The organism is Nitrospirota bacterium, from assembly GCA_023229435.1.
In the GTDB taxonomy this organism is placed as follows: Bacteria; Nitrospirota; UBA9217; order UBA9217; family UBA9217; genus JALNZF01.
In genome coordinates this window covers 1-25,093 of the sequence record JALNZF010000037.1, presented here as the reverse complement: position 1 = coordinate 25,093, position 25,093 = coordinate 1, and the positions used below count along the sequence as shown (strand labels likewise).

The 25,093-nt window shown below is 53.0% G+C and carries 28 protein-coding genes and 1 pseudogene; 5 read left to right on the top strand and 24 right to left on the bottom strand.

The features are described from left to right. Positions 1–144: 144 nt before the first annotated feature. The 6 genes and pseudogenes from M0R70_15515 to M0R70_15490 form a co-directional block, all read right to left on the bottom strand. A complete protein-coding gene (locus tag M0R70_15515; protein MCK9420766.1) occupies positions 145–360 on the bottom strand; it encodes a hypothetical protein in 216 nt (71 codons plus the stop codon). Further along, a complete protein-coding gene (locus tag M0R70_15510) occupies positions 357–887 on the bottom strand; it encodes a hypothetical protein (protein MCK9420765.1) in 531 nt (176 codons plus the stop codon). Before M0R70_15510 ends, M0R70_15515 begins: the two co-directional genes overlap by 4 nt. Positions 888–1,092: 205 nt before the next feature. Continuing rightward, positions 1,093–1,431: pseudogene (locus M0R70_15505) on the bottom strand (hypothetical protein). A gap of 117 nt (positions 1,432–1,548) precedes the next feature. Further along, a complete protein-coding gene (locus M0R70_15500) occupies positions 1,549–2,535 on the bottom strand; it encodes an HNH endonuclease (protein ID MCK9420764.1) in 987 nt (328 codons plus the stop codon). Between the two features lie 34 nt (positions 2,536–2,569). Further along, positions 2,570–5,578, bottom strand: coding sequence for an Eco57I restriction-modification methylase domain-containing protein (locus M0R70_15495; protein MCK9420763.1), 3,009 nt, complete (start codon positions 5,576–5,578; stop codon positions 2,570–2,572). A 104-nt stretch (positions 5,579–5,682) separates the two neighbouring features. Then, entirely contained in the window at positions 5,683–6,036 is a 354-nt protein-coding gene (locus M0R70_15490) for a helix-turn-helix domain-containing protein (protein MCK9420762.1), read from the bottom strand. Between the two features lie 221 nt (positions 6,037–6,257). On the opposite strand from M0R70_15490, the gene M0R70_15485 reads away from it, so the two are divergent. Beyond that, positions 6,258–6,611, top strand: coding sequence for a response regulator (locus M0R70_15485; protein MCK9420761.1), 354 nt, complete (start codon positions 6,258–6,260; stop codon positions 6,609–6,611). 313 nt (positions 6,612–6,924) lie between these two features. On the opposite strand, the gene M0R70_15480 is transcribed toward M0R70_15485, so the two are convergent. From M0R70_15480 to M0R70_15405, 16 genes are all read right to left on the bottom strand, one after another. Continuing rightward, a complete protein-coding gene (locus M0R70_15480; protein MCK9420760.1) occupies positions 6,925–7,065 on the bottom strand; it encodes a hypothetical protein in 141 nt (46 codons plus the stop codon). 21 nt (positions 7,066–7,086) lie between these two features. Beyond that, positions 7,087–7,431 carry an HDIG domain-containing protein gene (locus M0R70_15475; GenBank protein ID MCK9420759.1) on the bottom strand — a complete coding sequence of 115 codons (345 nt, stop codon included), beginning with the start codon at positions 7,429–7,431 and terminating at the stop codon, positions 7,087–7,089. Further along, positions 7,428–8,639 carry an MFS transporter gene (locus M0R70_15470; GenBank protein MCK9420758.1) on the bottom strand — a complete coding sequence of 404 codons (1,212 nt, stop codon included), beginning with the start codon at positions 8,637–8,639 and terminating at the stop codon, positions 7,428–7,430. The genes M0R70_15475 and M0R70_15470 overlap by 4 nt, the downstream gene beginning before the upstream one ends. 83 nt (positions 8,640–8,722) lie before the next feature. After that, entirely contained in the window at positions 8,723–9,277 is a 555-nt protein-coding gene (locus M0R70_15465) for a DUF2148 domain-containing protein (protein ID MCK9420757.1), read from the bottom strand. An 18-nt stretch (positions 9,278–9,295) separates the two neighbouring features. Then, entirely contained in the window at positions 9,296–10,594 is a 1,299-nt protein-coding gene (gene chrA, locus M0R70_15460) for a chromate efflux transporter (protein ID MCK9420756.1), read from the bottom strand. 206 nt (positions 10,595–10,800) lie between these two features. Beyond that, positions 10,801–11,781, bottom strand: a complete 981-nt coding sequence (locus M0R70_15455; protein ID MCK9420755.1) for a chromate resistance protein — start codon at positions 11,779–11,781, stop codon at positions 10,801–10,803. Positions 11,782–11,823: 42 nt separating this feature from the next. After that, positions 11,824–12,081 (bottom strand): hypothetical protein, encoded by a 258-nt coding sequence (locus M0R70_15450; protein ID MCK9420754.1) that lies wholly within the window; start codon positions 12,079–12,081, stop codon positions 11,824–11,826. 301 nt (positions 12,082–12,382) lie between these two features. Next, positions 12,383–14,164: a signal peptide peptidase SppA gene (gene sppA / locus M0R70_15445; protein MCK9420753.1), complete on the bottom strand. Its 1,782-nt coding sequence runs from the start codon at positions 14,162–14,164 to the stop codon at positions 12,383–12,385. Positions 14,165–14,384: 220 nt separating this feature from the next. Beyond that, positions 14,385–14,762, bottom strand: a complete 378-nt coding sequence (locus M0R70_15440; GenBank protein MCK9420752.1) for a hypothetical protein — start codon at positions 14,760–14,762, stop codon at positions 14,385–14,387. Between the two features lie 510 nt (positions 14,763–15,272). Beyond that, on the bottom strand, positions 15,273–15,425 hold the full coding sequence (locus M0R70_15435) for a hypothetical protein (protein MCK9420751.1): 153 nt from the start codon (positions 15,423–15,425) through the stop codon (positions 15,273–15,275). Positions 15,426–15,575: 150 nt separating this feature from the next. Beyond that, positions 15,576–16,859: a hypothetical protein gene (locus M0R70_15430; GenBank protein MCK9420750.1), complete on the bottom strand. Its 1,284-nt coding sequence runs from the start codon at positions 16,857–16,859 to the stop codon at positions 15,576–15,578. A 110-nt stretch (positions 16,860–16,969) separates the two neighbouring features. Then, positions 16,970–17,608 (bottom strand): isoprenylcysteine carboxylmethyltransferase family protein, encoded by a 639-nt coding sequence (locus tag M0R70_15425; protein ID MCK9420749.1) that lies wholly within the window; start codon positions 17,606–17,608, stop codon positions 16,970–16,972. A gap of 106 nt (positions 17,609–17,714) precedes the next feature. Continuing rightward, positions 17,715–18,008 carry a 4Fe-4S binding protein gene (locus M0R70_15420; GenBank protein ID MCK9420748.1) on the bottom strand — a complete coding sequence of 98 codons (294 nt, stop codon included), beginning with the start codon at positions 18,006–18,008 and terminating at the stop codon, positions 17,715–17,717. After that, positions 18,005–19,084 (bottom strand): acetyl-CoA synthase subunit gamma, encoded by a 1,080-nt coding sequence (locus tag M0R70_15415; protein ID MCK9420747.1) that lies wholly within the window; start codon positions 19,082–19,084, stop codon positions 18,005–18,007. Before M0R70_15415 ends, M0R70_15420 begins: the two co-directional genes overlap by 4 nt. Positions 19,085–19,295: 211 nt before the next feature. Then, on the bottom strand, positions 19,296–19,571 hold the full coding sequence (locus M0R70_15410; protein ID MCK9420746.1) for an AbrB/MazE/SpoVT family DNA-binding domain-containing protein: 276 nt from the start codon (positions 19,569–19,571) through the stop codon (positions 19,296–19,298). A gap of 78 nt (positions 19,572–19,649) precedes the next feature. After that, positions 19,650–20,168 (bottom strand): GNAT family N-acetyltransferase, encoded by a 519-nt coding sequence (locus M0R70_15405; GenBank protein ID MCK9420745.1) that lies wholly within the window; start codon positions 20,166–20,168, stop codon positions 19,650–19,652. 142 nt (positions 20,169–20,310) lie between these two features. Here M0R70_15405 and M0R70_15400 point away from each other — a divergent pair, with 142 nt between their 5' ends. The 4 genes from M0R70_15400 (at position 20,311) to M0R70_15385 (ending at position 22,912) form a co-directional block, all read left to right on the top strand. After that, positions 20,311–20,775 carry a hypothetical protein gene (locus tag M0R70_15400; GenBank protein ID MCK9420744.1) on the top strand — a complete coding sequence of 155 codons (465 nt, stop codon included), beginning with the start codon at positions 20,311–20,313 and terminating at the stop codon, positions 20,773–20,775. A gap of 35 nt (positions 20,776–20,810) precedes the next feature. Beyond that, entirely contained in the window at positions 20,811–21,047 is a 237-nt protein-coding gene (locus M0R70_15395; protein MCK9420743.1) for a hypothetical protein, read from the top strand. A gap of 315 nt (positions 21,048–21,362) precedes the next feature. After that, on the top strand, positions 21,363–22,058 hold the full coding sequence (locus M0R70_15390) for a hypothetical protein (GenBank protein MCK9420742.1): 696 nt from the start codon (positions 21,363–21,365) through the stop codon (positions 22,056–22,058). A gap of 209 nt (positions 22,059–22,267) precedes the next feature. Beyond that, positions 22,268–22,912: a hypothetical protein gene (locus M0R70_15385; protein ID MCK9420741.1), complete on the top strand. Its 645-nt coding sequence runs from the start codon at positions 22,268–22,270 to the stop codon at positions 22,910–22,912. Positions 22,913–22,954: 42 nt separating this feature from the next. Here the strand turns inward: M0R70_15385 and M0R70_15380 are convergent, their stop codons facing one another. Both M0R70_15380 and yedA read right to left on the bottom strand, forming a co-directional pair. After that, positions 22,955–23,782, bottom strand: coding sequence for a methyltransferase domain-containing protein (locus M0R70_15380; GenBank protein ID MCK9420740.1), 828 nt, complete (start codon positions 23,780–23,782; stop codon positions 22,955–22,957). 8 nt (positions 23,783–23,790) lie between these two features. Continuing rightward, a complete protein-coding gene (yedA, locus tag M0R70_15375) occupies positions 23,791–24,696 on the bottom strand; it encodes a drug/metabolite exporter YedA (protein MCK9420739.1) in 906 nt (301 codons plus the stop codon). Between the last annotated feature and the right edge of the window lie 397 nt (positions 24,697–25,093).

Genomic DNA, 25,093 nt, shown 5'->3' with positions numbered 1-25,093 from the left:
GATAGAATGTTTCATGACCTGCCTCCTTGGTGTGGCTCTGTATTTGGGAACTGGGTTCCCAAGTATAACCCACGTTGCAAGGGGCAGGTCACTTGATTTTCAACTGTCAACCATTATGTCTATGGGGCGCAACCTACCTGCTGCTCATTTTGAACGTTTTCCCGGTTTTTTTTCGGCCCGGTATTTTTCCGGGTCCTCACGTACCGCGGTATGATGCATGGATCCAGCCGCCTTGCGGAGCGCCAGCGCCCGTTCGCGTAGCGCGTCGAGCATGTCGAGTTTCTCCGCCAAAGGGCGGCCGGCAAGTTTGCTGCGCAGCGCTTCTTTGCTTTCAAGCATTCGTTTGAGATCAAAGGTCATTTCGCACCCGATAGGAATGTCCGTTTAAATTCACGCCATCTATCATTGAGGTCATGCCGGACGAGGATGGCCTGGAAGCGCTCGGTGTCGATCTCGCCGGATTCGACAAACTGAAGCAAACGCGCCTTGTCCTTGGGCCTTCCGAGCTGGAGCGCGATAGCGGCAAGGTGCTCGGCAGTGAACACCCGAGCGGGCATTCCCTCCACCTGCACCGTAACGGCATCAGCAAGCGCTTCATCAACCAGCGGGCTCGTGGCCGGGAGAAATTGCACCGGCCATCCGGCGATGACGACATACTCGCCCTCAATGACGCCACCCCGTGCAGTAAGATAGTCAAAGATCGGCTGTAGGCTCAACAAACTCCGGCCAGCCTCTTGTCGGAACACCATAAAAATATCGACATCTAGCGTCGCGACCGGCTCAAGGTAGAACGTAGCGCCCACCGCACCCCCGATAGCATAGCGCTCAATGACGCCGTCTGCCTCCAATTGATTGATCATTGCGATTACTTGGGATATGCTGCTCATGGCGTTGCTCCCTCACGAGAGATTAATTGGTTGCTAATACAATTTTACCACAATGGTTTGGATGTCAGCCCACAGCCGAAAATGACGACGATCGGCGGTTTAGGCGCTGCTGCTTTGCCCACAGAAGATGGCCTATTCATCCAATCGTACGCTCAATTCTGCTGCCGTTTACGAATGTCCAACATTATAGACCTGGCCCCAAGATGTTAATCTCGGTGTTCTCGCCAAGTTTCTTATTCGCAGCAACTTGAAAATCGCCGCGATGGTCCTTGATCCAGGAGAGGTAATAGAGGCTCTGGCTTATCAGTTCGGAGGATTCTACTTCCTTATATTCTATGATAACGGGGTTATTGTCTTCCGACAATGCCAGCGTGTCGATCCTTCCGGCATGTTCCGACCCGGTCGAGAATTCAGAGGCAACGAACCTGCAGTTAAAAACCGTTTCGAGGTTCTTTTCGATGAGAACCTGGATTTCTTTTTCCTGATTGAAATTCGTCGGTCTCGTCAGCGACAACTTTGCGCCGTTAATTTGAAACAGCGGCATGTTTTTATCCTCCGTAAATCCTTCAAACTATCTGGTTGTGCTCTAACCCGCTGACTTTTAGACTCGCATCTCGTCACATAACGCGTGCCCCCGTCCCAGTCACAGCATAACGTTCGCTCAGCTCTCCTTTATCACGCTGCCTATTGCGTCCCAATAAACTTCGGACGCCCCCATCCAGGCCGTCATTCCATCTCGTGTTATCTGACCAAGTGTATAATTCAATAGATTTGGATCTTGCGCGGTTGTCACCACAAATCTCACACCAGGAAGAGTAATCACATAGCTGTTAAATGATGGGCCTACTATGGCCGGATCATCGGAGGCTCTGAAAGACATTCGTGCAACGTTTGCCGCTGTACCCCCGCCCCGGGCTATGCCATAAGGTCTATATTCATTGGGGCGTGGCTCCCGCACGTACTTTCTTATGTGATCATAATCTGAACTGAGTATTTGCTTCCTTGTTATTTCTGTAACCACTGGATTGATGTAATGTTTTTTTTCGATATTTAGTATCTCTGTGCTTTTTATTACAGGCGGTTCACATGTCCTCATCGGAGCAATCGCCCCTAATTCATCTTCAAATAAGATAATGCTATTATCTGCCATGATTCCATGATAGCTGTGCCTGGCTGCTGTAATCGCTACGATACCATCCAATATGGTTTTACTTTCGTACTCGAAAGCTATTTTGTGTAATGCTCTGCTTATTAGAACATGATTGACCTTGTTAAGCGATGGTCTTTTTATATTTATCACGCCAAATGGTTCAACCATTAGCTCGCGATTTATATTTTCTTCAATTAACAGTATCTTATGTTTTTTCTGTGATAGCTTTAACCCCGCACTCTTATGCTCTAACGTCTTAGCCCGACCCTTAATGCCATGTAGTACGCGCCACAATTGAACATCGGGATGGCCAGTAAGATGCGGCTCCAATTTTGAACCAAAATACTGATTGCATTTATCACACACTATACCCGTTGGAAGAATCATTGCATCTATAATGCCATCTGAAATATTTCCAGCAGAATATGGAAGGATATGATAATCAGCTCTTGCACCCTTTGCCTCTTTTGCACAGTAAATGCAGGGTTTCTCAACCATAATAGTGTTCGTTTCCTCCCAATATCCTATTGCGTCACTTATTATTGATAATCCGCCTCTCCTCATCCGTTATCCCATACAACCCATACACGATCTCATCAATCTTTTCATCCGTCACTGCGATCTCGCGTTCGGTCTTTTCGCGTTGGGCGGACGGAGGAAGATCGGCTTTCTTCTTATGCAGGGCGAGCATGCTGTCAACGAGGAAGACGAGCTTGTCGTGTGCGGATTTTTCGGATGGATTTTTGAAGTCGATGGTGCGGATGGGCAGTTTTTCAAGATACTGAGTAAAAAATCTTAGATACCCTCCTCGATAGGCAGCGAAGGAGTTTTTATAGAAGAATGTCATCAGCGCTGAGTTCAGAATACCTATCAGATATTTATCGTCACTGATAATGAGGTACGTTGTATTGGCAGAAAAATATCCACTGTTCTGGTCGAGTGTAAAATTGCCCCTTACGGAAATATCCGGTAGCATTATCTTGGGCTTATCAAACTCTTCATAATAATCAATTGAATCCTGGATTTCATACCACTTATACGATCCTGGTTTTCGTCCTTGCCATTCGCCGCCTTTCCAATCTGCGGGTTTTGGTGTGAGCTGCTTCTTGAATGGCAACAAATGTTCTTCAATTGCAGGGTACTTCTTTATATCAATACCACGTCGAGCGAAAATCAAATAGCTGCTGGTACGTGGCTCTTCATAGCGCTTTATGTCACGTCCAAACAAAAAGGGTTTAATCAACTCTACACTTTTTTTATCTTTTTTAATGAGCTCGTTTCTGGTCTCTGCATCTATGATAAAAGCGTCATTAAGACCGGTTAATACACCTCTGTACATCTGTCCCTTTACATATTCACCAAGCAGAACTCCAATTCCCTGCAATCTGGTCAGTAGCGACTGGGCTTGCTCATTAACCAAGGACCACCCTTCATCGTTAAGAGCTGGTTTAAAAACAGTATAAGAGTTTTCATTCACATAGTCGGCGAGGTCATTGAATTCGAGCGTCTTTACTTGTGTAGCGGTGAACTTGCTTGCTGCGGAGCCCTTCCGAATACGCAGGATGCAGGGATAGGTCGTCGCAGTCTCGAATACAGGCAAATCGCCGAAGTCGGTTATTTCCTCAATGCGCTGTTTCTTCATCCATTTGCGGAGCGGCTCACCGTAATTTGCTCGCATCCACTTGTTGGCGACGATATAGCTAAAGAGGCCATCTTTTCTGAGAAGCGATACGCCCTTCTCGATGAAGTAGGCGTAGAGATCGGCCGTTCCGTGATAGACTTCGTAATGCTGCTGGAAATAACCCTTGAAATCACCGAGCAGCTCTTGCCTTACATACGGTGGGTTGCCGATGACCGCGTCGAAGCCGCCGCTCTCAATGATCTCGCCGAATCCGGCAGTCTTGGATGTCCAGTCAAAGGGATTGACCCTGTCTTTCGCATCATCATCCAGGGCGAAGAACCCCCCTTGAGTTCCCCCCTTGCTAAGGGTGGACAAAGAGGGGTCAACAATGTCATATCCGATCAGGCTGTTGCCGCACTTGATGTTGTTGCCGAGGGCCGGGAGAAGATGCTGCTTGCGCGGCAACATGCCGCGCTCTCCTTCGAGGGCCTTGAGGTAAAGGCTCATCATCGTGACTTCTACTGCCTGGGCGTCAATATCCACGCCGAAAAGGTTGTTCCTGAGTATCTTTGCCTTTTCGTGAAGCGGCAAAGCCAGGTCTTCGGGGTTCACCTTTGCGTAGATATCCAGAAAAAGGGTCTGGGCGTCTTTGGGGTGATCGCGGTAATAGCGGAGGTGGTAATCGATAAGGTATTGATAAGCCCCGAGTAGGAACGAGCCTGAACCGCACGCCGGGTCGAGTATCTTTATCTTCTCGATCTGCCTCGGGGTCTTTCCCTCGATAAGTTTGCCCACGGTGTTCTTAACGATATAATCGACAATGAACTTCGGCGTGTAGTAAACGCCGCCGGCCTTCTTTACCTCCGGCTTTTCCTCCACCTTCACGCGTTGGGGCGTGACGCGGATGGTGCTGCCGAGATAACGCTCGTAGATGCTGCCCAAAAGCTCCACGCCGATGGCGTCGAAACGGTAGCGGGTCTTGGGGAAATAGAGATTGTCTATGATGTCGGAGAGGAGATCGGAATCAACCTCCACGCTCTCGCAGGCGTGGGGCTTGAAGATATCTCCGTTCAGGTCGTCGTTCACCTCGCGGAAGAGGTCCACGAGGGCGGGCATCATGGACTTGCGCTTGCCCTCTTCCCGCCATTGCGCCACAATCTCCCACAGCTCCCGCTCCGGCCTGATCTTCCGGTCTTCTGCAATGCGGATGAAGATGATGCGGTCAAGCAGCTTCTGGACCACATCATTCAGCACATGAACGTCGAGCTCGTGATTTCGCTTGTTGATGTCCTTGGCAAGTTCGGTGCGCCACCCGGTCAGGTCTTCGAGGAAAGACTTGTCCGGCGGGATTCTCAGGCGTTTGCTCTTCGGGTCCCGGGGAAGCAGGGCTTCAAGAGAACCTTGTGTAACCCTCTCCCTGGAAAGCTCCCACAGTTTCTCGATGTTGGCGAGATAATCAACGTACTTGAAATTATAGAGAAGGCCTTCCTGCGGATACTTGGGATTCGGCTTTAGTGAAGCGTCAAAGAGTTTGAATTGCTCAAAGTCGGTGAGAATGACGAACGAGACTTCCTTGGTTGACCATGCGTAGGTCTTGGCCTGCATGATGTGGTTCACATCGTCGAGCGGCACCCACGGGGCTTTGGCCTCGACGAAGAATTTGGTGTTGCCGTTTATGCGGAAGTTGTAATCAGGCCGAAGGGATGTTTCCGGGGAAAGCTCGACGATCACGTCGCGTTCATGGGGCGGCTTGTGGGCCTTGTTCTCGATGTCCCAACCGAGAGCATCGAAAAATGGGTTGAGGAAGTCGATCCGTACCTGGGCTTCGGGATAGCCCTGCTGGAGGTAATGGTTTTTGTCCTGCTCGAACTTCGAGACAAGGGAATGCAGGTTCTCCCGGAACGTATTGAGATCAGCCATGATACCCCACCAGAAGTCGTAGGGAAACCCCTACAAACGGGGATATCATATCATCAAACTTCCGGAAACAAAAGTTCTTTTTGACGACAGCGTGACCTTCGGCGTCATTTTGCCGTAAAGGTCTTCAGGAGTTCTATCACCGCTTTTTTGGCCTTCCTGGATTTTATACGCCGGTACAACTCCAGGAGCGCCGCTTCATCTTCCGACGTTTTTGCGTATACCGCCGGAGCTTCCGCCACCGCCTCCGCCGCCCCGGGGAAAAAAAGCGTTACCGGCACGTTGACGGCCTTTGCGATCTGCTTCAGCCTTTCCACGCTGATGTTGTCGCTGCCCTTCTCGTACTTCTGCACCTGCTGATAGGAGACGCCGATCAGCTCCGACAACTTCATCTGGGTCATGCCGCGCGCTTTTCTGGCTTCTTTGATGATCTGTCCGATACGTTTGTTTTCATACTTCATGCGTGTACTTTAGAAAATATCGCCTCAAAAGTCTATCAACCCGTGGTTGTATTTTAGATTGACTGGCACAACCATAAGTGGCATAATAATTCATTCTGTATCGCATCGCAAGCGGAGCGTGAACATTCCGCCGCATACGCGCAATCCGTCAAGGGACGGTTCGCGCGGCATCATAGCCTTTCACATAAATTAACGACGACTGAGCCGAGGGAGGGAAAGACATGAAATGCAAAAGAACCGTTCTTGTTATCGAAGATACCTTGCTGGTCAGAGAATGTCTGTGCCATGCGCTTGAGGCTGACGGATTCGAAGTATGTGACTGCGAGGACGGGCCGTCGGCTCTGGCTGTTGCGGCGGAAGACGATTTTCATATCATCATCACCGATTACCGCATGCCGAACATGAACGGGGCGGAGGCGACGAAACACCTTCGCCTGCGGTTCCCCGCGTCGGTCATTATCGGGGTAAGCTCGGACGACAGAAGAGCGGAGTTTCTTGCGGCGGGAGCGGATGCTTTCCTGCTGAAACCGTATGAATATGATGATCTTATAACCCTTTTGAAAGTGAAACAATAATCCGGGGAAAAGGTCATTCTTGACAGGATTATGGCCAGCGGCCGCGGGCAGGATACCAAAAGTAGGCGCTTCTAAGCGAAATCGGATAAAGGCTTTTAATAAACTACCGTCAATCCTGATATCCTGTCTAAAACGCTTCCGCCTTGAGAATTTTTCTTGCCATTTTGGAAAAGTTTGACTGATGAAAATAACCAAAGTTGTCCATATGAAAAAGCTGTTTCCGCACGGCTGGTTTGCGGTATGCGGACGGGCTCTCACGTCAACCGTTCTTTTCGAGTCTTCCTGGAGCAAGGTGACGTGCAAGAACTGCAAATTAAAACAGAAAGAATACCAACCCTGTTCTGTTCAGGAATGATACAGGGATCGCTTCGAACCGGGTCTCTGATTCGAATTCAGTCTTGAGCGTGACAATGCCGTCATAGATGATATCCACCAGCCGGTCTGCGTAGATCACGACCCGCTCTTCCAGTCTTCGCTAGGTATAGTCCTTGACCGGCAAACCCAGCTCGTTAGCTTCTGCCTCGGCAAGACCGCCGCGAATGTGTTTCTCCATAATGTCGCATATCTCCCGGGGCAGTCCGATCTTGCAGCCAAGTTCGGCGCCGATCTTCCCGTGCTCCATTTCGTGCGTCTTTGACGTGCCAAGGTCATGGAAGAGGCCGCCCCTCCCAACCAGCTCCTGGTGGATGTTCCTCCCCCCGATGCGATGTGCGATCTCCAGTGCCTTTTCTGCCACATGCACGCTGTGGGTGATGTCGTCCTCGGAAACGCCGGCGCTTCTCAGCAGATCAATGTCAGCATGATTGATGGCATAGGTCATACTGCCCCCCTTTCGATTTTCACATTTGCAACGAACACCGGAACCGCAAGGACGAGAAGCGCGGCCATGAACCAGAATGCATGGAGATAATCATAGCGGGCGATGAGAATTCCCGCCAGAATGGGGCCTGATGCGTGGCCGATATCGAAGATCGTGCCGAACGTTCCCATGGCAGTGCCAAAGTGCTTCTCCTTGCAGACGTCCGCCACAAGGGCTGCGGACGAGGATGTCACGAAGGCTTCGCCGAAACCGAAGAATATGGCTGCGATCATCAGAGAATAAAAGTCCTTCAGGAGAGGGATGGCCCCGAAGGCCCCCGCACAGAGGACCATTCCGACCACGATCAATGGTTTTCTTCCGAACCGGTCGGATGTCCTTCCCATGACCGGCTTCGAAATGATGGTCACCACGATCTGGACCCCCCAGAGAAGTCCGGCCTGGAATTCATTCAACCCTGCTCTGGTTACCGCATAGATCGGAAGAAACGCCTCCAGCGCGCCCACCGTGAGATTCTGCAAACCTTCCATGCCGGAGGTGATGACCACCCGCTTGTCACTCATCACTTCTTTGATGCCGGAACTGAACCGGCTGTACGCCTCTTTCAGGCTTTTCCCGTCTTCACCATGCCCATCGCCGCGCAGAATATTGACCGCCAGGAGCAGAGACATCATCCCGGCGATACCGCTCAGGAGATAGGCGCTCTGAAAGTCGGAAAGAGAGGGACTCGACGCGCCTGGACTATGGTGAAGAATGAACCCGCCCAAGGGAGCGCCCAGGAGGTTTCCGATGATCGTGATGGACGAGAACCACGACAGCATCTCGCCTTTCTTGGCACCCGCCACGTCGGCAACCACCGCCATGGAGACCGGGCCGTAGATGGCTGTCGCAAGCCCGTGAATGAATCTGATGATAATCAGCGGATAATAGCTCTCGACCCAGAGATAGGCAAAGGGCATGAAGGCGAAGAAGAGCAGCCCGATGAGCATGGTCTTCTTCCTGCCTATGATGTCCGAGAGAGCGCCGGCAGGAAGCTTGAAGAAGATCCCGGTTACGGTCGATATTCCGACCGCGAACCCGATGGCCTCTGGTCCTGCGCCAAGGTAGAGGGCGAAGAGAGGAAGCACCGGACTTCTCGCAAGGGCATAGGACAGCCGGGCAAAGAATCCCACGATGCAGAGCGCAGTGAAGGGTGACAGCAATTTTGACATGGTTATTCTCTTTTATCTGAAAATCCCCCTCACCCCAGCCCTCTCCCAAACGGGGAGAGGATTGAGGTGGGTACAATATTCTCTTAATGTTTCGCCGGCGCCTGTCGGTCAAAGAAAATGCTCTTGCCGCCGATGCTGACGGGTATTCCCATTGCCACCTCGGCCTTGATTAATCCCAGCGCCCGTGCAGCCGCTCCAACGCGCTGCTGCACCCTGTTGTCCACGTTATGGATGCTTGCGGTCTTTGCCGCGGACGAGAGGGCTACGCCGATGTCCATCATCCGCATGACGCAGTGCGGTCCGGTGTATCCCATTTCCTTTGTCTTCATCTGTTTGTTCTTGGTGAACTCGGCGCACGTGGGCCACCCGCAGGCCCCGCAGTCATACCCCGCGGTCACGGGTTTGGAAAGACCGATAAGCAGCAGCGCCTGTGAGTTCTCGATGTTCGAAGCGTCCCGGAGCCAGAAGGCCTCATTCGTGCTTTTTGGCGCGTACTCCTTCATAGCGCCGGCGATCTTCTTGAGATCTTCATCCTTGGTGATCACCACGATTTCCAGAAAATCTTTTCCTCCTGCCTTCGGCGCGGTGCGTGCTGATGCCGCCATAAATTGTACCGCCAAGTCAGCTACTTGTTTCATCGTTAACCTCCTGTGATATCAGATCAATATTTTCCAGACAAATCCGGCGACTGCAGATCCTGCGATCACCGGGATCATGCCCCACTTGAACAATTGCATTCCGATGAAGGCGATCGCGGCCGCCGCGAGCGCATACCAGTTAAATCCACCGATATCAGGCGCCAATGTGTGATGCGTAAAAAACACCGCAAGGTTCAGCACGACACCGACGACTGATGCGGTGATGGCCGAGAGAGCGGTTGCCAGTTGTTTGTTCTTGCGGAGTGTCTTAATATAGGGCGCCAGGAGAAAGATCATCATGAACGAAGGGATAAAGGTCACCCAGGTGGCAAGCAGTCCTCCGATTGCGCCGCCAAGCGCCGGGGGAATCCCCTGGGCATAATAATATCCCGCAAGGTATCCCACGAACTGGTTCACCATGATGAGCGGACCCGGCGTGGTCTCTGCCAGACCCAGACCGTCCATCATTTGCTCGGGCATGATCCAGTGGTAGTGGCTTACAGCCTGCTGGCTGATATACCCAAGTACGGCATAGGCGCCGCCGAAGGTCACGACCGCCGCCTTGCTGAACAGTACGCCGATATCAATGAAGGTATCGTTCCAGCCTCGCCATAAACCGAGTATCACGATGGGGAAAGACCAGCGGCCGATGAAGACAAAAAATACCTTAACAAAGCGCCGCCATCCGAGACTGCGGGACAGAGCGGCTTTTTCTGAAATGATCGTGATTGCTGCAGGGGCTGTGTTGTTTACCGGTGTTAATGAAAATAATCGCGGCGCCAAAGTCCCGGCAACGTATCCGATAATCGCGGCTGATAGAATGATGATCGGAAAGGGTACATTGAAAAAATAGATCGCGATGAAGGCCCCCGCGGCAAGAAAGTACAGAAATCTTGTTTTGAGCGCTTTCCTGCCGATGCGCAACACCGCCTCAAGAACAATGGCCACGACTGCGGGTTTCAAACCGTAGAAGAGCGCCGCCATTGCGGGCACGCTTCCGAGAGACGCATACATCCACGCGAGCAGCCACAGGATAAAGATGGAGGGGAGAACAAACAGTCCGCCGGCAATGATCCCGCCCCACTTCCCGTTCAGGAGCCAGCCGATGTAGGTGGCGAGCTGCTGCGCCTCCGGTCCGGGCAGGAGCATGCAGAAGTTCAACGCCTGAAGGAAATGGTCTTCGGCGATCCACTTCTTTTTTTCGACCAGGTCCTTGTGCATCATCGCGATCTGGCCGGTGGGGCCGCCGAAGCTGATAAACCCCAGTTTCAGCCAGTAACGCGAAGTCTCACGCAAAGATAAGTTTCCTTGAGCCATTGTTGATTCTCCGTATCTTCTCAGGTCAAATCAGGTAGAAATCTGTTAGCCGCTAAAGAACCCCCGATAACACATTTCGAGGACAGGCTCCAGGATCGCAGAGAGAATTAAAACTGGAATACATGCTTTCAGGTTTTTTCTTTGGGTTCTTTGCGTTCTTTTGCGGCCACGCTGAGTAGTTACGAATCTCCTTTACTTGTCCGTTGTTATGTTTTCGCCTGATACAGCATCTCGAACACGGCCATGCCCCGTTCCAGGGCGTCACTATCGTTCTTTACCGTTTTGCGGATACCCATCATGATCTCTTCAACGCCTGTTGCTTCCGGATTGCCGTATTTATCGTCCTTCACGTCGAGGTCGTGCACGATCTCGGCGATCTTCCGGACCACCTTGTCCCTGACGGCGAAGGACTTCACGAGCACTTCGAATGTGCACAGATCGCCGATATGGGTGAATTCACCGCCGGACATGTCGAAGGTCGCGGCGTTCGCCCCGAGCGACGCGAGATCACTCTCGCTGATGAATTTGAAAGCTGCTTTCGTGTCCACGAAACGCCTGATGAACCACGCCGAGGCCATACGGTCGATAAAGGGCTTTTTTCTCGTCAACCAGGTGCGGCCCTGGTAATCGGCCGCGCGCTTCGGAACAATTGACCCCGTCGGTTCAGCACCGCGTCCACCGAGTCCCTTGAGCGCCGTCTTGAGCTTCTGCATGCGCTTGGTCATCTCCACGCCGTGGGGCGAAGAGAAAAAATCACGTCGTTGAATGTCATCCAGTTCCCGGGCAAACTTTCCGGCCTGGTCCGCAAGACGGGCGTTCTCGTCGTGTTTCGCGCCTTTTCTTATGCTCTGGACTTTCCGTTCAAGGGTCTCGAACTTTCTTCCAAAACCGCGATACTCCTTCTCCGCCTGACTCAGGAAGAGCTGCCGAATGTCGCTCTCATCGATGGAGTATATCTCTGCGCTTCTGACAAAAGCTCCGTCGCCTCCCATCGATTTTACCTCCCCAATGAGCCATTGAAGGAACTCTTCGTGTTCGTCCGTTGCAGGAAGAATATAGACAGCGCCCTTAAGCTGCACCGCGCCCGCCTTTGCGAGCTTTCTCCAGATCTTCATACGGTTGCTTACGGGGTGGGACGGGACGCTGTAAAAGATCAGGAGCCATTCCCGGGCCTTGTTTTTCAGCATGGCATCAGTTACCTTCTCTCTTACGGCGTGTAACAGCCTCGTTTAGACAAAGCACACATCATTGTCGCCGTACAGACAGTCGTCACGTCGCACCAGGTCCTCCGCTCTCCGGCGTTCCCGAAGGATCGCCTTGTGAATCTGGTCATACTCTGCTGCCTCGGCAAAGGCAACTTCAATGAGGTTCTCTTCGAGACTTTCGCGGACCGACTTCGATCGCTCAACCGGAGCGACGGCCACGCCCATTTCCAAGAGGGCCGAATCCGCCAGCGCGTCTTCTATGTTTTTCAGGAATCTTTTCATGGGACACCTCCTCGATATATGTAACATCTGATTATAATGTAACACATGTTACATAGATTGTCAAGGTAAAAAAGACCCGCTCTCGAATGGTGCGGGATGATAGGGGTCTGTCTCATCAACAGAATGGGCGACGATTGGATTCGCTTCTGTTCTCACTGAGTTGTAGGGCAATCCTTCAGGATTGCGGTATTTTGATGTCAGCAAGGCTGAAGCCTTGCCCTACAAAGGTGTTAACTTCAAACTGCCCCGCAGGGCCACGTCATCCAGGCAAAACCCCAGACAACGCATCATTTCACTTGCATTACTGTTTCATCTCCCCGTTCCATCCATAGTCCGGCAGGCGCAGCACCCCGGAACGCGACGAAGGCCCTAGCGAACCGATCGTTTTGAGCAGAGGCTGCACCTCTTCCAGTGTGCGCGCAAGGGCGCTTTCGTTCTCGTCTTCAGCGCCGAATGATTTCAGGTCTGAGATGATCTTGACCAGTGATTTCTTTTCAGGAAAGACCTTCAAACGAACAGGCGCGTTTTCCGGAAGCTTGGCGGCAATACGTACAAGCCGCAGTGCCGCGGGGAAGCCGCCCAACTCGTCCACCAGCCCGAGTTTTTTCGCATCTTCTCCGGTCCAGATCCGTCCTTTTGCGATCTTTTCCACGTCTTCCATCGAGAGCTTCCTGCTTGTGGAGACCTTGGTGGTGAAGTCGTCGTACACGCGGTCGAGCCACTGACTGAACCGGGCCCGCTGCTCCGGCGTAAAGTCGCTGGTCTGGCTCCAGGCGTTCGCGTTTTTGCTGGTGTGTACCTCGTCCCAGGTCACGCCGAGTTTGTTCCAGAACCCGGTGGTGATCAGCTTCCCGCCGAAGACGCCGATGGACCCGGTGATCGTCCCTGGCTGGGCTACAATCTTGTCAGCGGCCATGGCGATGAAATAACCGCCCGAAGCCGCCGTGCCGCCCATGGACGCGATGACCGGCTTGCCCGCTTTTTTTGCGCTCATAATCTCGCGCCATATGGTGTCCGAGGCCACGTAGGACCCGCCGGGGCTGTCGATGCGGAACAGGATGGCCTTCACCTCCTCGTCCTCCACGGCCTCCCGGATCGCGGACGCGATCGTGTCCGACCCCATGATGATCTCGCCGGTTGCGGGTTCATATCCGCTCTTCCCGCGCATGATCCCGCCCACGCCGTAGACCAGCGCGATGGTCGTTCCCTTTTTGCAAGGGCTGCCGGCCCGCTTCCGGTATTCAGCGAGCGGCAGGAGTTCGGCCTTCGCGCCCGCCTTCTTCTTGATCCTGTCGTAGACCTCGTCACGGTAGCCCAACCCGTCGATCAGCTTCGCGTCAACCGCCTGCCGGCCGAGGTACGGCCCTTCGTTGATAAGCGACAGGACTTCGTCTTCCGTCAGCTTGCGCGCGGCAGCGATGCCTCCCACGATCTGGCTGAACTGGGACTCCATCGCCCGGGTGATCGCTTCGCGATGCGGCGGAAGATATTTTTTCTCGGTGAACATATACCGGTAGCTCTTGTATTCCTTCCGGCCGTCAATGCGCGGAATGATGCCCAGCTTGTCCAGGGTCCCGCGGACAAAGGGCTGCTCGTAGATGAGCCCGGTAAGCCCCACGTCGCCCGAGGGCTGCAGATAGATCGCGTCAAAGGCGGTCGCGAGATAGTAGGAAGTGTTCCCGGGCCCGGCCTCGCCGAAGGTCTCGGCATACGCAATCGCGGGTTTGCCGGATGCGCGGAAAGCGATGATCGCGTCCCGCACTTCCTGCACCTGCGCCAGCCTCACCCTTGACTGGCCCACCCTGGCCACCAGCCCCTTCACCCGATCGTCTTGAGACGCCTTCTGGAGCGCCTCCACCACATCGCGTACGCGCAGTTTTTTGGTCATCATAACGCGCGCCAGGCCATCGTCCGGAGCGGACTCGATCATCGCCTGCTCAAAGTCCGCCTCCAGGACCACCTGTTTCGGTACGCGTCCGGTAAAGAGCCAGTAATAGAGTCCGATCGCGATCACGATAATAAGAAAAATGAAAAAGATCACGGAACAACCGCTTCTGCTCTGCTTTCGGTCATCTCGATACATGGATAAGCTCCTTTACACGAGGGGAAATGATTCAGCCTGTCAGAAGAGAATAGAGGATTTTTTCGGAAATGGCAAGGGCTGCTTGAGCGATCGGGGACAAAACGGCGGGAGATTTCCCGGAAGATCTGAAAGCGCGGCGACCTCAAGGGACCGTTCCGGGCTTTCTGCATTTAAAAAAAGAGAGAGGGAAATGCCCCTCTCTCGTATGGATAAGACAGGATCAGCAGCCAACTACAGGTTTCTTCTTCTTCGATGCTTTTTCGTCTTTCGGCTTGAATGTTTTCATGTAGGACACGAGGTCCTTCATCTGCTCGGACTTCACATCCAGGGCCGCGCCCTTGAGCGCCTTGGTAATGCACATGTTGACCGCTTCTTCGAGGGACTTGGTCCCCATCCACTCTTTCTTGCTGTTGACCCCTTCAAGGCCTTTGCCGTCGGGATGACAGGTGCCGCAGGATTTTTCCGCTGTTCCACCGCCGAGCTTCGTGTCGTTGAACAGGGTCTTTCCACGGTCTTCAGGCGTGTGATGCATCGCGAACACTGCGGAAGCGAGCAGCATCACGATCGCGATAAGTGCAACAATCTTCAATGACTTCATTCTTTTTCACCTCCTTTCCCTTCAAAGAGTATCGTTATGCGCTGGCTTGAACGTGTACCGTCCGTTTAACGTAGTTGTGCAAAAATAGGAATGTCAGCCAGCACGATGGATGGATGAAAGTATAGCACATCTTTGCGGGGGACCGGGGGGTCTTGTGAATTTTTCCCTGAGCAGGCTCTTGAACATACCTATTGCGTTTTTACGGAAAGCTGGTATCCTTGTTCTATCACAATGAGACTATGCATTGTATCGTAGTACGACCGCGGGAGGCAGGCTCAAGCGCCTGATGGTTTTCGGCAGGAAACCACTTTGCAGGATGACGGCATTTCAATTTTTGAACGAAAGAGGTGATGGAATATGGCGCAATCACAGAAGGGTCCCCGGAAGGAAGTGAAGAAGCCGAAGAGCAAGAAGAAGTAATCCCGGCCAACCGGCAAAAAACAAAGGGGGCCTTATGCTCCCTTTGTTTTTTTCGGATTGAAACGGGATGAGGTCGCCTCTCCTCAGTAGTTACCTGGTTTCTCCCTCTTCTGCAGCCGGGACAGGATTCTCTGCGGACGCCGCGGTGTTTTTCTCCAGCTTACGCTGCTTCTTTTCCTCGTTCTTTTTTTTCTTCGCTATTTCCTTCTGACGCTTTTGAAAATCAAAATTCGGCTTCGCCAATGGTTGCTCCTTGTGAGATATTTTTTTACAAACGAACCCGGGTAAACATCTGAGTGACTGCCCCATTATACAGGGATGCTGCCATGATGTATACAGATATGATGGGCAGGGCGGAACAATGCTTCTTTTTTGTGATTGCCGGGCGCTGGATCAGATCTCCCAAGGGTATCCGATAAAGACCTCCGGTTCGAAGCCCTCTTTGCCGAATGCAAAATCACCCCGGAACACGATCCCCGACGCGGTGACCACCCTGAGCCCGAGTCCGTAGGATTCGCGCATGATCTTGCCGACCTCGCTCCGCGCGTCGGCCGTGCTGCCGGCCTCATAGAACAGGGAGACCTGGATGGCGGTCCGGATGTCCTTCATGACGAAGATATCAAAGGGCGTCTTTTCGTCGGTCAGGTTCCACCGTATCTCGGTGCCGTAGAACAGGGTGTGTGCGCCCTTGTACCTACTCTGGGAAAAGGAGCGCAGCCGGCTGAAACCGCCTAATTGGGTGGCGGTGCCATACCTGTTGTTCGCGACCATGTTGTTGATCACTTGATTGCAGAAATCCCTCTCTTCAATGGTCAGCGCAGGGTCATTGCAATCCAGCCCCTGCAGCTGCCGGAGCTTGTCAGGGTCCGTTTCTCCCTGACGCGTAACGACCGCGTCGGAGCGGAGAAAATTGAACGCCCAGGTACTGCGCCGGCCGAGGGGAATGTAGCCCGTTGTATTGTAATCCATCACGTAAAAATCCGGACCCGAATCACGCGGTGGTGTCTGGGAGCGGGTCACGTCAAAGCGTATCCCCCGGCGCGGGTCCCCATAGTCATCGGTCAGGTCAAAGCGGGTGCCGACCATGAAGGTGCGGCCGCGTTCCTTGTGCGGGTCCTGGGACTCAATAATGACATTGCCGTCCTTGTCCCTAATGCTCTTCAGTTTGCCTCCGCCCTCGTACAGGGCCCCATAGAATTCAAAGCGCCGCTCCAGAAACGTGGCCGTCATGCGGCCGCCGTAGTACTCCATATCGCCCATCTCGATCAGGCTGTAATCATGCTTGTCCGTGCTCATGCCGCGCTGGCTGTAGCTCTGGATCGTTGCGGCGCTGACCGTGCCGAACCCCACATCGAGGATCAGTGTTTTCGGGATGATATGAATGTCCGCCACGCCGAAAGACGCTCCCTGGACTTCGCCGGCGAAGAGTATCCCGTATGCGTCCGTATACGTGTCGGCGATGTTCATGGCGCCGCCGACCAGTCCGATGCCCTTGCCGATGCCGGGAAGGCTGTAGGGATAAGGAAAGAGCGCGTATCCATAGCTCTTTTGGAACTGTTCCTTGCGGCGGTTGGCGATGATCGAATAATCTTCCTGGCTCTCTTCCGCCGCCGCGCCGGAACCCAGCATACAGACAAGACACACGATGGAGAGAATCTTCAAGGCAAACGTGCGCATCCGATACCCCCTGTCATTTACTGCAACGTCGTTATTTCAGACCGAGTGAACATGTGATTATTATTCTGCATGATCGATGTAATGTCAAGAACGCTGTTGAATCTTCATGGTCAGCCTGCTACGCGTTTGCTAATTATTGACGTGAGCCATTTATACGGAATGAACATGGAAACCCTGGCTTGATAGTCGCGGTATTCCGCTCCAAATTCCCTGAGCAGTTTTTTTTCTTCGAGTACTGTTCCAATGAACAAATAGGCGGTAAGGATCGTATTAACCAGGATGGCGGAAACGTCGAGTTGACCGGCCCAGATAAGGAGTATGCTTGCTGAATACCAGGGATGTCGGATCACTCCCAGGACACCCGAAGTGTCCAGTGCGCCGGAATCCGTTATCGCCTTGTTCGAGGTCCCTTCCTGTAACTGTTTGATGCCCAGGAGTTGACGCGCGTCATAGTGACGCCCTCCAAGAAAAAACAACAGGCCAGACGTCCCCAGCATCACAAACTGGATTATCCGCAGATATCCATCCCAGGAGAATACCGGTTGCGTTCGAACTGAATAGGCAAACAACACCACCGGCACGAGGGTTATCGCTGCCACAACGTTATAAAACAAACGATAGTAACGGAATGGTGACCCCAGGCTCCTCTTGAGATATTCCGTCACCGATATCGATATCATTGCGCTGTGCAAAAAGCACCATGCGATGACAAGCGTCGAGAGGATCAGGTATTTCGCGTGATCTGACATTCCACTTTCTCGATCGGGAAAAAGGAAAGAAAAAAGCAAAGAGCTGTTATTCTCACCCTTTCTCCCCCTTCCCCTTTTCTCCTGAAAAAAGATTTTGCAGGCTTTTCTATCCGCAGCACCCGGCGGAAGTATCGCTGCAGTCGCAGGATGGCGGGCCGCCGGTGATCATACTGTTGATGATGGCCGCGGCGCAGCCCACGCCGGTGTTGACGGTGATCGCGTTGAACTCGCAGTTCAGGGCGCAGGCCCCGCATTCCATGCACAGGTCCCTGTCCGTGATCGCCGCGCGCTTGTCCTGCATTTCAAATACCCGCTGCGGACAAACCTCGACGCACCTGCCGCAGCCGGTGCACTTGTCCGGTGCGTATTGCAGGGTCGTTACGTTGGCGAGGTATTTCATACGATCCCCCATTCCTTGAGCTTGAAAACGATCATCAGAAGCAATGATACGCTTACTGCGCCTATGTAGAAAGGGATGCCGATCTTGAGTTCTTTTTTAACTCCGGACATGCCCGTAAAGGTCGTCGCGCCCGTGAATTGGAGGGCGAGGTAGGAGCTCAGCGCGGGAAACAGAAGATAGACAACGCTCAACAGTATCGGGTCCTGTGTGCTGACAGGTCCGAAAAAAGGCAACGCAAGGGACATTGACAGCACTCCCATGATCCAGCCTTTTATCGCGAACGACCGGAACGGGACAAAGGGCAGCAACACCGGGGTCACGAGCGCGCCTGCAAGGACTGCAAGCAGCGCCAGGACAAGGAACGGCAAACCGTTAAACCATGCCTGTTCGAACAGAAGCCCCTGCGGCTGGAGTCCGAAGAACAGGAGAATGCCTCCCGCGACCCAGGGGAACTTTTTCATGGCGGGGTTGATCTCCATGGGCGTCAGGACCAGCCGGTCAAGCATCGAGAACCTGATGGCGCCCATTTCTTTTGTTTTTTTGTAGCCCGCCTGAACATAGGCAGGGATGTCCCGCGCCTCTATCGGCCCGAAGGAAACCCGGAAACCGGTTTTCTTCTGCACCTCGCTCGCGTTCACGCCCACGGCCCCGAGCTGGGGCAGAATGATCCTCCGGTGGCCCACAACACTGTCGAGCTTTGCTTCCGTGATGCGTTTGATCAGCTCGTCCGTACCGAAGGTCCCCTTTCCTGCCGCGCACCAGACATTGATGCTTTTCGTGTCAAGGACGAGCACCCAGACGTTCATTCCCTTGAGCTCACGACGGAGAATATCGAAGGTAAGCTTGTAGTTTGCGGTCACGAACACATCTGCATCCTTTGTCGGTCCGCCCACGGCGTACAACCCGGGTGTTATTGCGTAGTTCATGCGGAATGCGCTCATCCTGCTTTTGATCATGCCCCAGGTGTCACATCGGGACCACTCGGTCGAAACCGTGTACACGGCGCCCGCCGGGGTAGCAAGAGTGCCCGTGGTCCAATACGGCGCTTCTTTTTTCACGAACTTCAACATCTGCATGATGTCATCCTCGCTTTATTTTACCCCGGACAAGCCCCGTTAGAGGCGAATGCCTCTAAAGCGGGGCAAGCAGGAACTAAAAGCATCTCTCGCAGAGCACGCGGAGGCCACAGAGTTAAAACGATACCTTTAAGTCTTGGCTTTAACCCGGAATATTTTAAGATTTCTCTGCGAACTCTGCGCCTCTGCGAGAAACCTGCCGTTTTCAGGTTTACAGAACATCTTTCATCACCGGCCCGAGCAGGCCTCTCACCATGGATTCCATGCTGCCTGCCTTGATCAGGGCGATGCAGCAGATCTCGCCGTCCTTTTTCCAGCTCGTGACCGCGAGCTTGTCGCCCGCCTTGATGCCTGCCTTCAGCCTGAGTTCCCTCGGCAGGACCATCTGGCCCCGCTCGTCCACCGTGACGATCGCCTCGACGGCGCAGCAGCTGGTGCCTTTGATGATGGGGCCTGTAATGGGGATCTTTTCTTTCTTTTTGAGCATGCCGGTTCTCTCCTTGCCCGATTACGGGTATATCAGATAATACTGATAAGTAAGAATATCCTGAATAAGGGGATTTTGTCAAGCGGGAAATGATTGATTGCGCAGCAGAGTGAGCGCCCGTTCGTCGGCCAGCACCACCGAGGTCTCAGTCTGGCGCTCGGGGATGTTCCAATAGTTTCTGAGCAGCCGCTCCTTTTCTTCATGCGATACCAGTTTGAATCCGTGTCGCTCATAGAACCGGACCGCCCAGATCGCCGCCTGCCAGGTGCCGACAAGCATCGGTCGCCTGGCGAGCGTCTTGAGGTGAGAGATCAGCCTGCTGCCGATGCCCTTGCCGTGGTCCGCTGTTCTCACATACGCGTGCCTGATGAGCGTCACGTCCTGCACGTCCTGAATGCCCATGACTCCGAGGAGTTCATCGTCCTCGTCGTAACCCCAGAACGCAACGCCCGATTCCAATTCATGACGAAGAGAGTCCCGTGGCATATACGGTTCATGCCAGCGGTCGTCGGGGATCACGCCCTTGTATGCCTGCGCCGCGTCGTTGACGATCTCGAAGATCGCGTCAAAATCGTTGTCTGTGCAAAGATGGACCATAGGTTTTGAGCACATATATTCTGGTGAATCTCAAGGTCAGTATAAATATTCCAATAGGGCATGTCAATTTGATTTTACAATAAGACCAATTTTTGATACACTAACCGTGTTGCTTAATAACCTGTTTCGGCCCGGAGAAAATATGAAAAGCATATTGATATTGCTGACCGTGATCCTTGTGGGCCTTCCAGCACACGCACAGGAATTGAGGCCTTTGCCAGACATGTCGTCGGCACATGTCCCAACCGCCCACGATGCAGAAGCCATCGTGCTGAAGAAACTCATAGCTGATCCCAAAGAAGGTCTTTCCGCAACCGAATCAATCGTCGGGAAGCTTTCCTTCAGCCTTGGCACCGCCTTCCCTCCGTTTGGAAAGAAAGGAGATCGAGTCTGGCAGGTCCACCGTCTGAGCTTCGCGGAAACGACAAGCATCGTCTGGGTCAATGCAGAGACCAAAGCAGTACTGATTCTTTACCCTCAGAAGAAGGAGAAAGTCGAACAAACTCCCTCAGGCATCGTCCTAACAACTGCGCCTGCGGAGGCATCCGACCAAATGAACTTGTCGCTCCGCCATGGTCGGTCTGGGCATGGTTCGACTGGACAGTAGATGGTAAGCCTGCCAAATATGTTGAGAATGTAGCCATGTTCTTCGATAAAAATGAGTCTTGTCGAATCCCGCCACAGGGGACTATCCTCTGGGCATCCATCCCTATCCGTGAACTTGAAAGCAAGACCAAGGCTGGTTACGAGAAGGCCATTACCGACAAGAAACGTCATAGGGTAACAATTTCGCCTACTGAGCAGTGGAAGACACTCAAGGTAACACCAGGAAAGATTAGGGTTGGAGAGGAGAACACCGAATCAGAGGAATTGGAATAGCACTCATTACCGAAGGCCTCACACAACTTCAGGAGTCAGGGTGCGTTGCGGTTGTTGTGCTTGGTCACGCCGAATACTATCCAAAATTCGGCTTCTCATCTGCAAGCAGCCATGGTCTCACGTGCCAGTGGGATGGCGTACCGGATGAGGTTTTCATGGTTCGGTTCCTGAACAAGAACTATGAAGACAAGGTTCATGGAATGGTTCGGTATATGGATGAATTCAATCAAGCCGTATAGAAATATGGTGGCAAGGACTGATGTGTGATAGAGGGGAGTCTGGTGTTTTCGTGGCTCAATAAGCAAAGGAGAAAAGATGAAAATACTTCTCTCAATAGTGCTTTGTATCTCGCCGATGTTATTCAGCAGTGTATCCATGGCTAACGACGCAGAAAAGAGCGTCGCTTTATACAAAAAATGTGGAATGTGGGCGACGCACTGCCTCAAGAGGGAGCAGGAAAAGGAGTTCATATCTAACTTTGGCGAGTTAGCTTTTCGGGATAAGAATATTCTTCACTTGCGCCTTTATAGCAAAAATATCACCGTTTCAATATCTGACAATGATGGTGAGGAAAGTTTTGCGGCCTATACCTTTCTCGATTTATTGCGGTTTGATCAAACAACATTCTATGTGCTTTCCGTTACGTGGTATGAGGGATATGGAGTAGTCCTCGTAAATTACTTTGATGGAACCATTTATTCAATTAACTCCATTCCTATCTTATCCCCTGATTCCAAGCATTTTGCGGTGGCCTCAGCCGATCTCCAGGTAGGGTATTGGGCAAATACGATTACTATTTATAAGACAGCAAATAATACAAAGAATCAGATCGTTGTGGACTTTCAGCACAGCATTCCTGCATCGGATCCGAAATGGATAGACAACAAGACCCTGGAATTTCAGGAAGTCAGCACCTCGGACCATGGTGTAACGCTTCATTATACAAAAAGAATCATCACGTTAACAAAGGACGGTTGGAAACTACGACAAAACAAGCAGGTATCAAGTTGAACAATGGTCTCACAAACCAGCAGGATGGCGTACCGGACGAGGCTTTCATGGTCAGGTTCCTGAACAAGAATTATGAAGACAAGGTTCATGGAATGGTTTCGGTATATGGATGAATTCAATCAAGCCGTATAGAAAAGCGCTGGCGGCCGCTGCGTTTCCGCTGCGCTCCCTGGCAGCAGGCGGGCCTGGTCGCGTGAGAAAGGAGCCATATGACACTGTCGAATCCTCTGCTCATCGTCGCACTACTTTTTGCCCTTCTCGGCCTTGTCTTTCTTATCATGACCATTGCAGCCCTGAAGAAAAGAAAGGTATTCGGCACGGCCATGAACTTCGTGATCGCGTTGCTGATGATCTCCCTGGCAGCCCTGTTCGGCACCGTCATCATTGCCGTTCAGGGGTATCATGCATTGACCAGAGAGGAACTTGCGGCGATCGTGAACGTTGAGCCAACGGGTAAGCAGACGTTCATTGCCCGGTTTTCCCTGCCGGATGGCGGCGAAAAAATATTTTCTCTATCCGGTGATCAGCTTTATATTGACGCCCACATTCTCAAATGGAAACCGCTGGCAAACATCTTCGGGCTGCACACCTCCTATGAACTCGATCGTGTGGCGGGCCGCTATGCGATCCTGAGCGATGAAACGACAAAGGTCCATACGGTGTATTCGTTGTCCAAGGACAGACCCGTTGACCTGTTCGATCTCCGGCGCAGGTTCACTATCCTTAATCCCCTGTTGGATGCCGAGTATGGGTCCGCTACCTTCATCAACACGAACAGCGCGGAAGAGTTCAGTGTAATGGTTTCGACAACAGGACTGCTGATCAGAACGACCGAAAAAGAAACCCGTCAGTAGCCCGCCTGATCCAGGCACTTTCGTCCGGCCCTGACCGGTCCGCTATGAGCGCTCCTCCGGCTTCGTTCCCATGGTATACAGCACGCCGACGTCGAGCCAGATGCCTTTCCCAGTCCTGAGCGCTTCGACTTCCTGCAAATGTTCCCGCTTGAATTGCCCCTGGTCCTTCGCGGAAAGCCGGTCCACCATCCTTCGATACCCCGCATTCCAGACAATGTCCCACCATTGGCCGGCGTTGTCCAGATAGTAGCCCACGTTCTTCTGCTCGACACGGATGTCCGCAAGCCCCGCCTTTTCGAAAAGCTGTCTGCATCCGGCTTCATTCGCGATGCGCTTCCAGGTTTGGGGCGGCTGAAGGACGCCGAACGTCTCAAGTCGTTCGAAAAACAAATTTTTCAAGGGATGCAAATAGTTCTCTTGAAAACTGGAGATCATGATCCTGCCGCCCGGTCGTACGGCTGAGACGATGTGCGACAGCTGTGCGTCCATGTCCTCGACAAAGAAAAGACCGAAGGCGCAGACGGCAATATCAAAAAGACCTGCAGGGAAGTCAAGGTTCTGCATATCCCGCTCAAGGAAATCGACCGTGCTGACATTCAGCGCCGCCGCCTTCTTCCGCGCCTGCTCGAGCATTCCGGGGGAAAAATCCACGGCAGTCACCCGCCCCCCTTTCAATCTTTTCGCGATCGCGAATGACGCGTGCCCTGTTCCGCATGCCACGTCCAGCACCTGCTCATCCCCGCTCAGCCCGAGTGAAGCGGCCATGTGTTCGGCGCTCGCGGGAAAAAAGCGGAGCGCCCCGTTGTCGTATCCGCCGGACACGGTGTCGAAGGTCTCCTTCATCAGTGCTTTGCGTTCTTGTTCATCCATATCTTCATTTACTCCTTTCCCGCATCCCGGTATCTCAGCTGGCCCAGCAGCACCAGAACAACACCGGTCAGGATTATCATCATGGCGATCATCCCGGCCCCATGGATCCGCTCTCCCAGGACCCACATGCCCAGCAGCACGGCAATGATGGGGTTCACATAAGCGTAACTGGTCGCCAGGGCGGGCCGCACCCTGCCGAGAAGATAGACATAGGCCGTGAAACCCACCAGCGATCCGACGATCCCCAGGTACAGGACAGCGCTGATGGACCGCCAGGTCGGGATCGCCGTGATCCTCTCACCGATGGCGAAGCTGACGAGCAGAACTATTGCGCCGCCGGTGATCATCTGGGCCGCCCCGGCCATCATCCCCCGGGGAAGTTTCAGATGCTGGCTCCATGCGGACCCAAAGGCCCAGGACATTGCCGCAAGGATGAGCAGCGCCGCGCCCACAGGACTTGCCTTGAGGTCTCCTTCGAAGTTCAGCACCACGATCCCGGCCAGCCCGACCAGCAGCCCGGCCCATTCGAGCCGGTTCGGCCACCGCTTCCAGATGCCCGCAAACAGAACGGTCCAGAGCGGCGTCGTGGCGATCACGAGCGCCGCAAGGCCCGATGCCACCCACTGTTCAGCGTAGGCCACCCCTGCGCTCCCCCCCAGCATGAGGAAGAAGCCGATGACCGCGGACCGGAACCATTCGCGCAGGTCCGGATTGGGCGCTCCCCGCAGCCGGAGATAAACATAGAACCCGATGCCGAAGAGGAAGAACCGGATGCCCATCATGAAGAGCGGCGGCAGTTCATCCAGCGCGATCCGGATCACGAGGTACGTGGACCCCCAGGAGAGGTAAACCGCGACCAGCGCTATGATGACGCCGGTCTTCTTCGGCGATTCTTTCGATGAAACATCACTCATGAACGCTCCGTGAATACCATAACCCGGACGAATCATTATCGCGCAAAGCCGCAAAGCGCGCAAAGAAAAGCTTTACGTCTTGAATTAAAACAATAATCCCTTTTGTTTTTGCCGTTCTTTGCGCCCTTTGCGGACGTGCTAAGTGGCCGCTTTTCCTTCATAGGCCATTGCGCGAAAGCTGGTTTTAAGTTTTCGTCTCAATATTCTATCCATTTTGAGAATAATTTAATTCTTTAGTGACTACATGTCGGCCGGGACTTCGCCCGGCAAACATGGCCCCTTCGGGGCAGTTCGAATTTAACGTTTTTGTAGGGCAAGGCTTCAGCCTTGCTGATACCGAAAAGCCGCAACCCTGAAGGGTTGCCCTACAACTCAATGAAAACATAAAAAACCCAAA

Bases quoted from the DNA above. Each gene is read 5' to 3' on its own strand.
- M0R70_15515 (MCK9420766.1), bottom strand. From the start codon at position 360: ATGACCTTTGATCTCAAACGAATGCTTGAAAGCAAAGAAGCGCTGCGC.
- M0R70_15510 (MCK9420765.1), bottom strand. From the start codon at position 887: ATGAGCAGCATATCCCAAGTAATCGCAATGATCAATCAATTGGAGGCA.
- M0R70_15500 (MCK9420764.1), bottom strand. From the start codon at position 2,535: ATGGTTGAGAAACCCTGCATTTACTGTGCAAAAGAGGCAAAGGGTGCA.
- M0R70_15495 (MCK9420763.1), bottom strand. From the start codon at position 5,578: ATGGCTGATCTCAATACGTTCCGGGAGAACCTGCATTCCCTTGTCTCG.
- M0R70_15490 (MCK9420762.1), bottom strand. From the start codon at position 6,036: ATGAAGTATGAAAACAAACGTATCGGACAGATCATCAAAGAAGCCAGA.
- M0R70_15485 (MCK9420761.1), top strand. From the start codon at position 6,258: ATGAAATGCAAAAGAACCGTTCTTGTTATCGAAGATACCTTGCTGGTC.
- M0R70_15475 (MCK9420759.1), bottom strand. From the start codon at position 7,431: ATGACCTATGCCATCAATCATGCTGACATTGATCTGCTGAGAAGCGCC.
- M0R70_15470 (MCK9420758.1), bottom strand. From the start codon at position 8,639: ATGTCAAAATTGCTGTCACCCTTCACTGCGCTCTGCATCGTGGGATTC.
- M0R70_15465 (MCK9420757.1), bottom strand. From the start codon at position 9,277: ATGAAACAAGTAGCTGACTTGGCGGTACAATTTATGGCGGCATCAGCA.
- chrA (MCK9420756.1), bottom strand. From the start codon at position 10,594: ATGGCTCAAGGAAACTTATCTTTGCGTGAGACTTCGCGTTACTGGCTG.
- M0R70_15455 (MCK9420755.1), bottom strand. From the start codon at position 11,781: ATGCTGAAAAACAAGGCCCGGGAATGGCTCCTGATCTTTTACAGCGTC.
- M0R70_15450 (MCK9420754.1), bottom strand. From the start codon at position 12,081: ATGAAAAGATTCCTGAAAAACATAGAAGACGCGCTGGCGGATTCGGCC.
- sppA (MCK9420753.1), bottom strand. From the start codon at position 14,164: ATGTATCGAGATGACCGAAAGCAGAGCAGAAGCGGTTGTTCCGTGATC.
- M0R70_15440 (MCK9420752.1), bottom strand. From the start codon at position 14,762: ATGAAGTCATTGAAGATTGTTGCACTTATCGCGATCGTGATGCTGCTC.
- M0R70_15430 (MCK9420750.1), bottom strand. From the start codon at position 16,859: ATGCGCACGTTTGCCTTGAAGATTCTCTCCATCGTGTGTCTTGTCTGT.
- M0R70_15425 (MCK9420749.1), bottom strand. From the start codon at position 17,608: ATGTCAGATCACGCGAAATACCTGATCCTCTCGACGCTTGTCATCGCA.
- M0R70_15420 (MCK9420748.1), bottom strand. From the start codon at position 18,008: ATGAAATACCTCGCCAACGTAACGACCCTGCAATACGCACCGGACAAG.
- M0R70_15415 (MCK9420747.1), bottom strand. From the start codon at position 19,084: ATGCAGATGTTGAAGTTCGTGAAAAAAGAAGCGCCGTATTGGACCACG.
- M0R70_15410 (MCK9420746.1), bottom strand. From the start codon at position 19,571: ATGCTCAAAAAGAAAGAAAAGATCCCCATTACAGGCCCCATCATCAAA.
- M0R70_15405 (MCK9420745.1), bottom strand. From the start codon at position 20,168: ATGGTCCATCTTTGCACAGACAACGATTTTGACGCGATCTTCGAGATC.
- M0R70_15400 (MCK9420744.1), top strand. From the start codon at position 20,311: ATGAAAAGCATATTGATATTGCTGACCGTGATCCTTGTGGGCCTTCCA.
- M0R70_15395 (MCK9420743.1), top strand. From the start codon at position 20,811: ATGTTCTTCGATAAAAATGAGTCTTGTCGAATCCCGCCACAGGGGACT.
- M0R70_15390 (MCK9420742.1), top strand. From the start codon at position 21,363: ATGAAAATACTTCTCTCAATAGTGCTTTGTATCTCGCCGATGTTATTC.
- M0R70_15385 (MCK9420741.1), top strand. From the start codon at position 22,268: ATGACACTGTCGAATCCTCTGCTCATCGTCGCACTACTTTTTGCCCTT.
- M0R70_15380 (MCK9420740.1), bottom strand. From the start codon at position 23,782: ATGGATGAACAAGAACGCAAAGCACTGATGAAGGAGACCTTCGACACC.
- yedA (MCK9420739.1), bottom strand. From the start codon at position 24,696: ATGAGTGATGTTTCATCGAAAGAATCGCCGAAGAAGACCGGCGTCATC.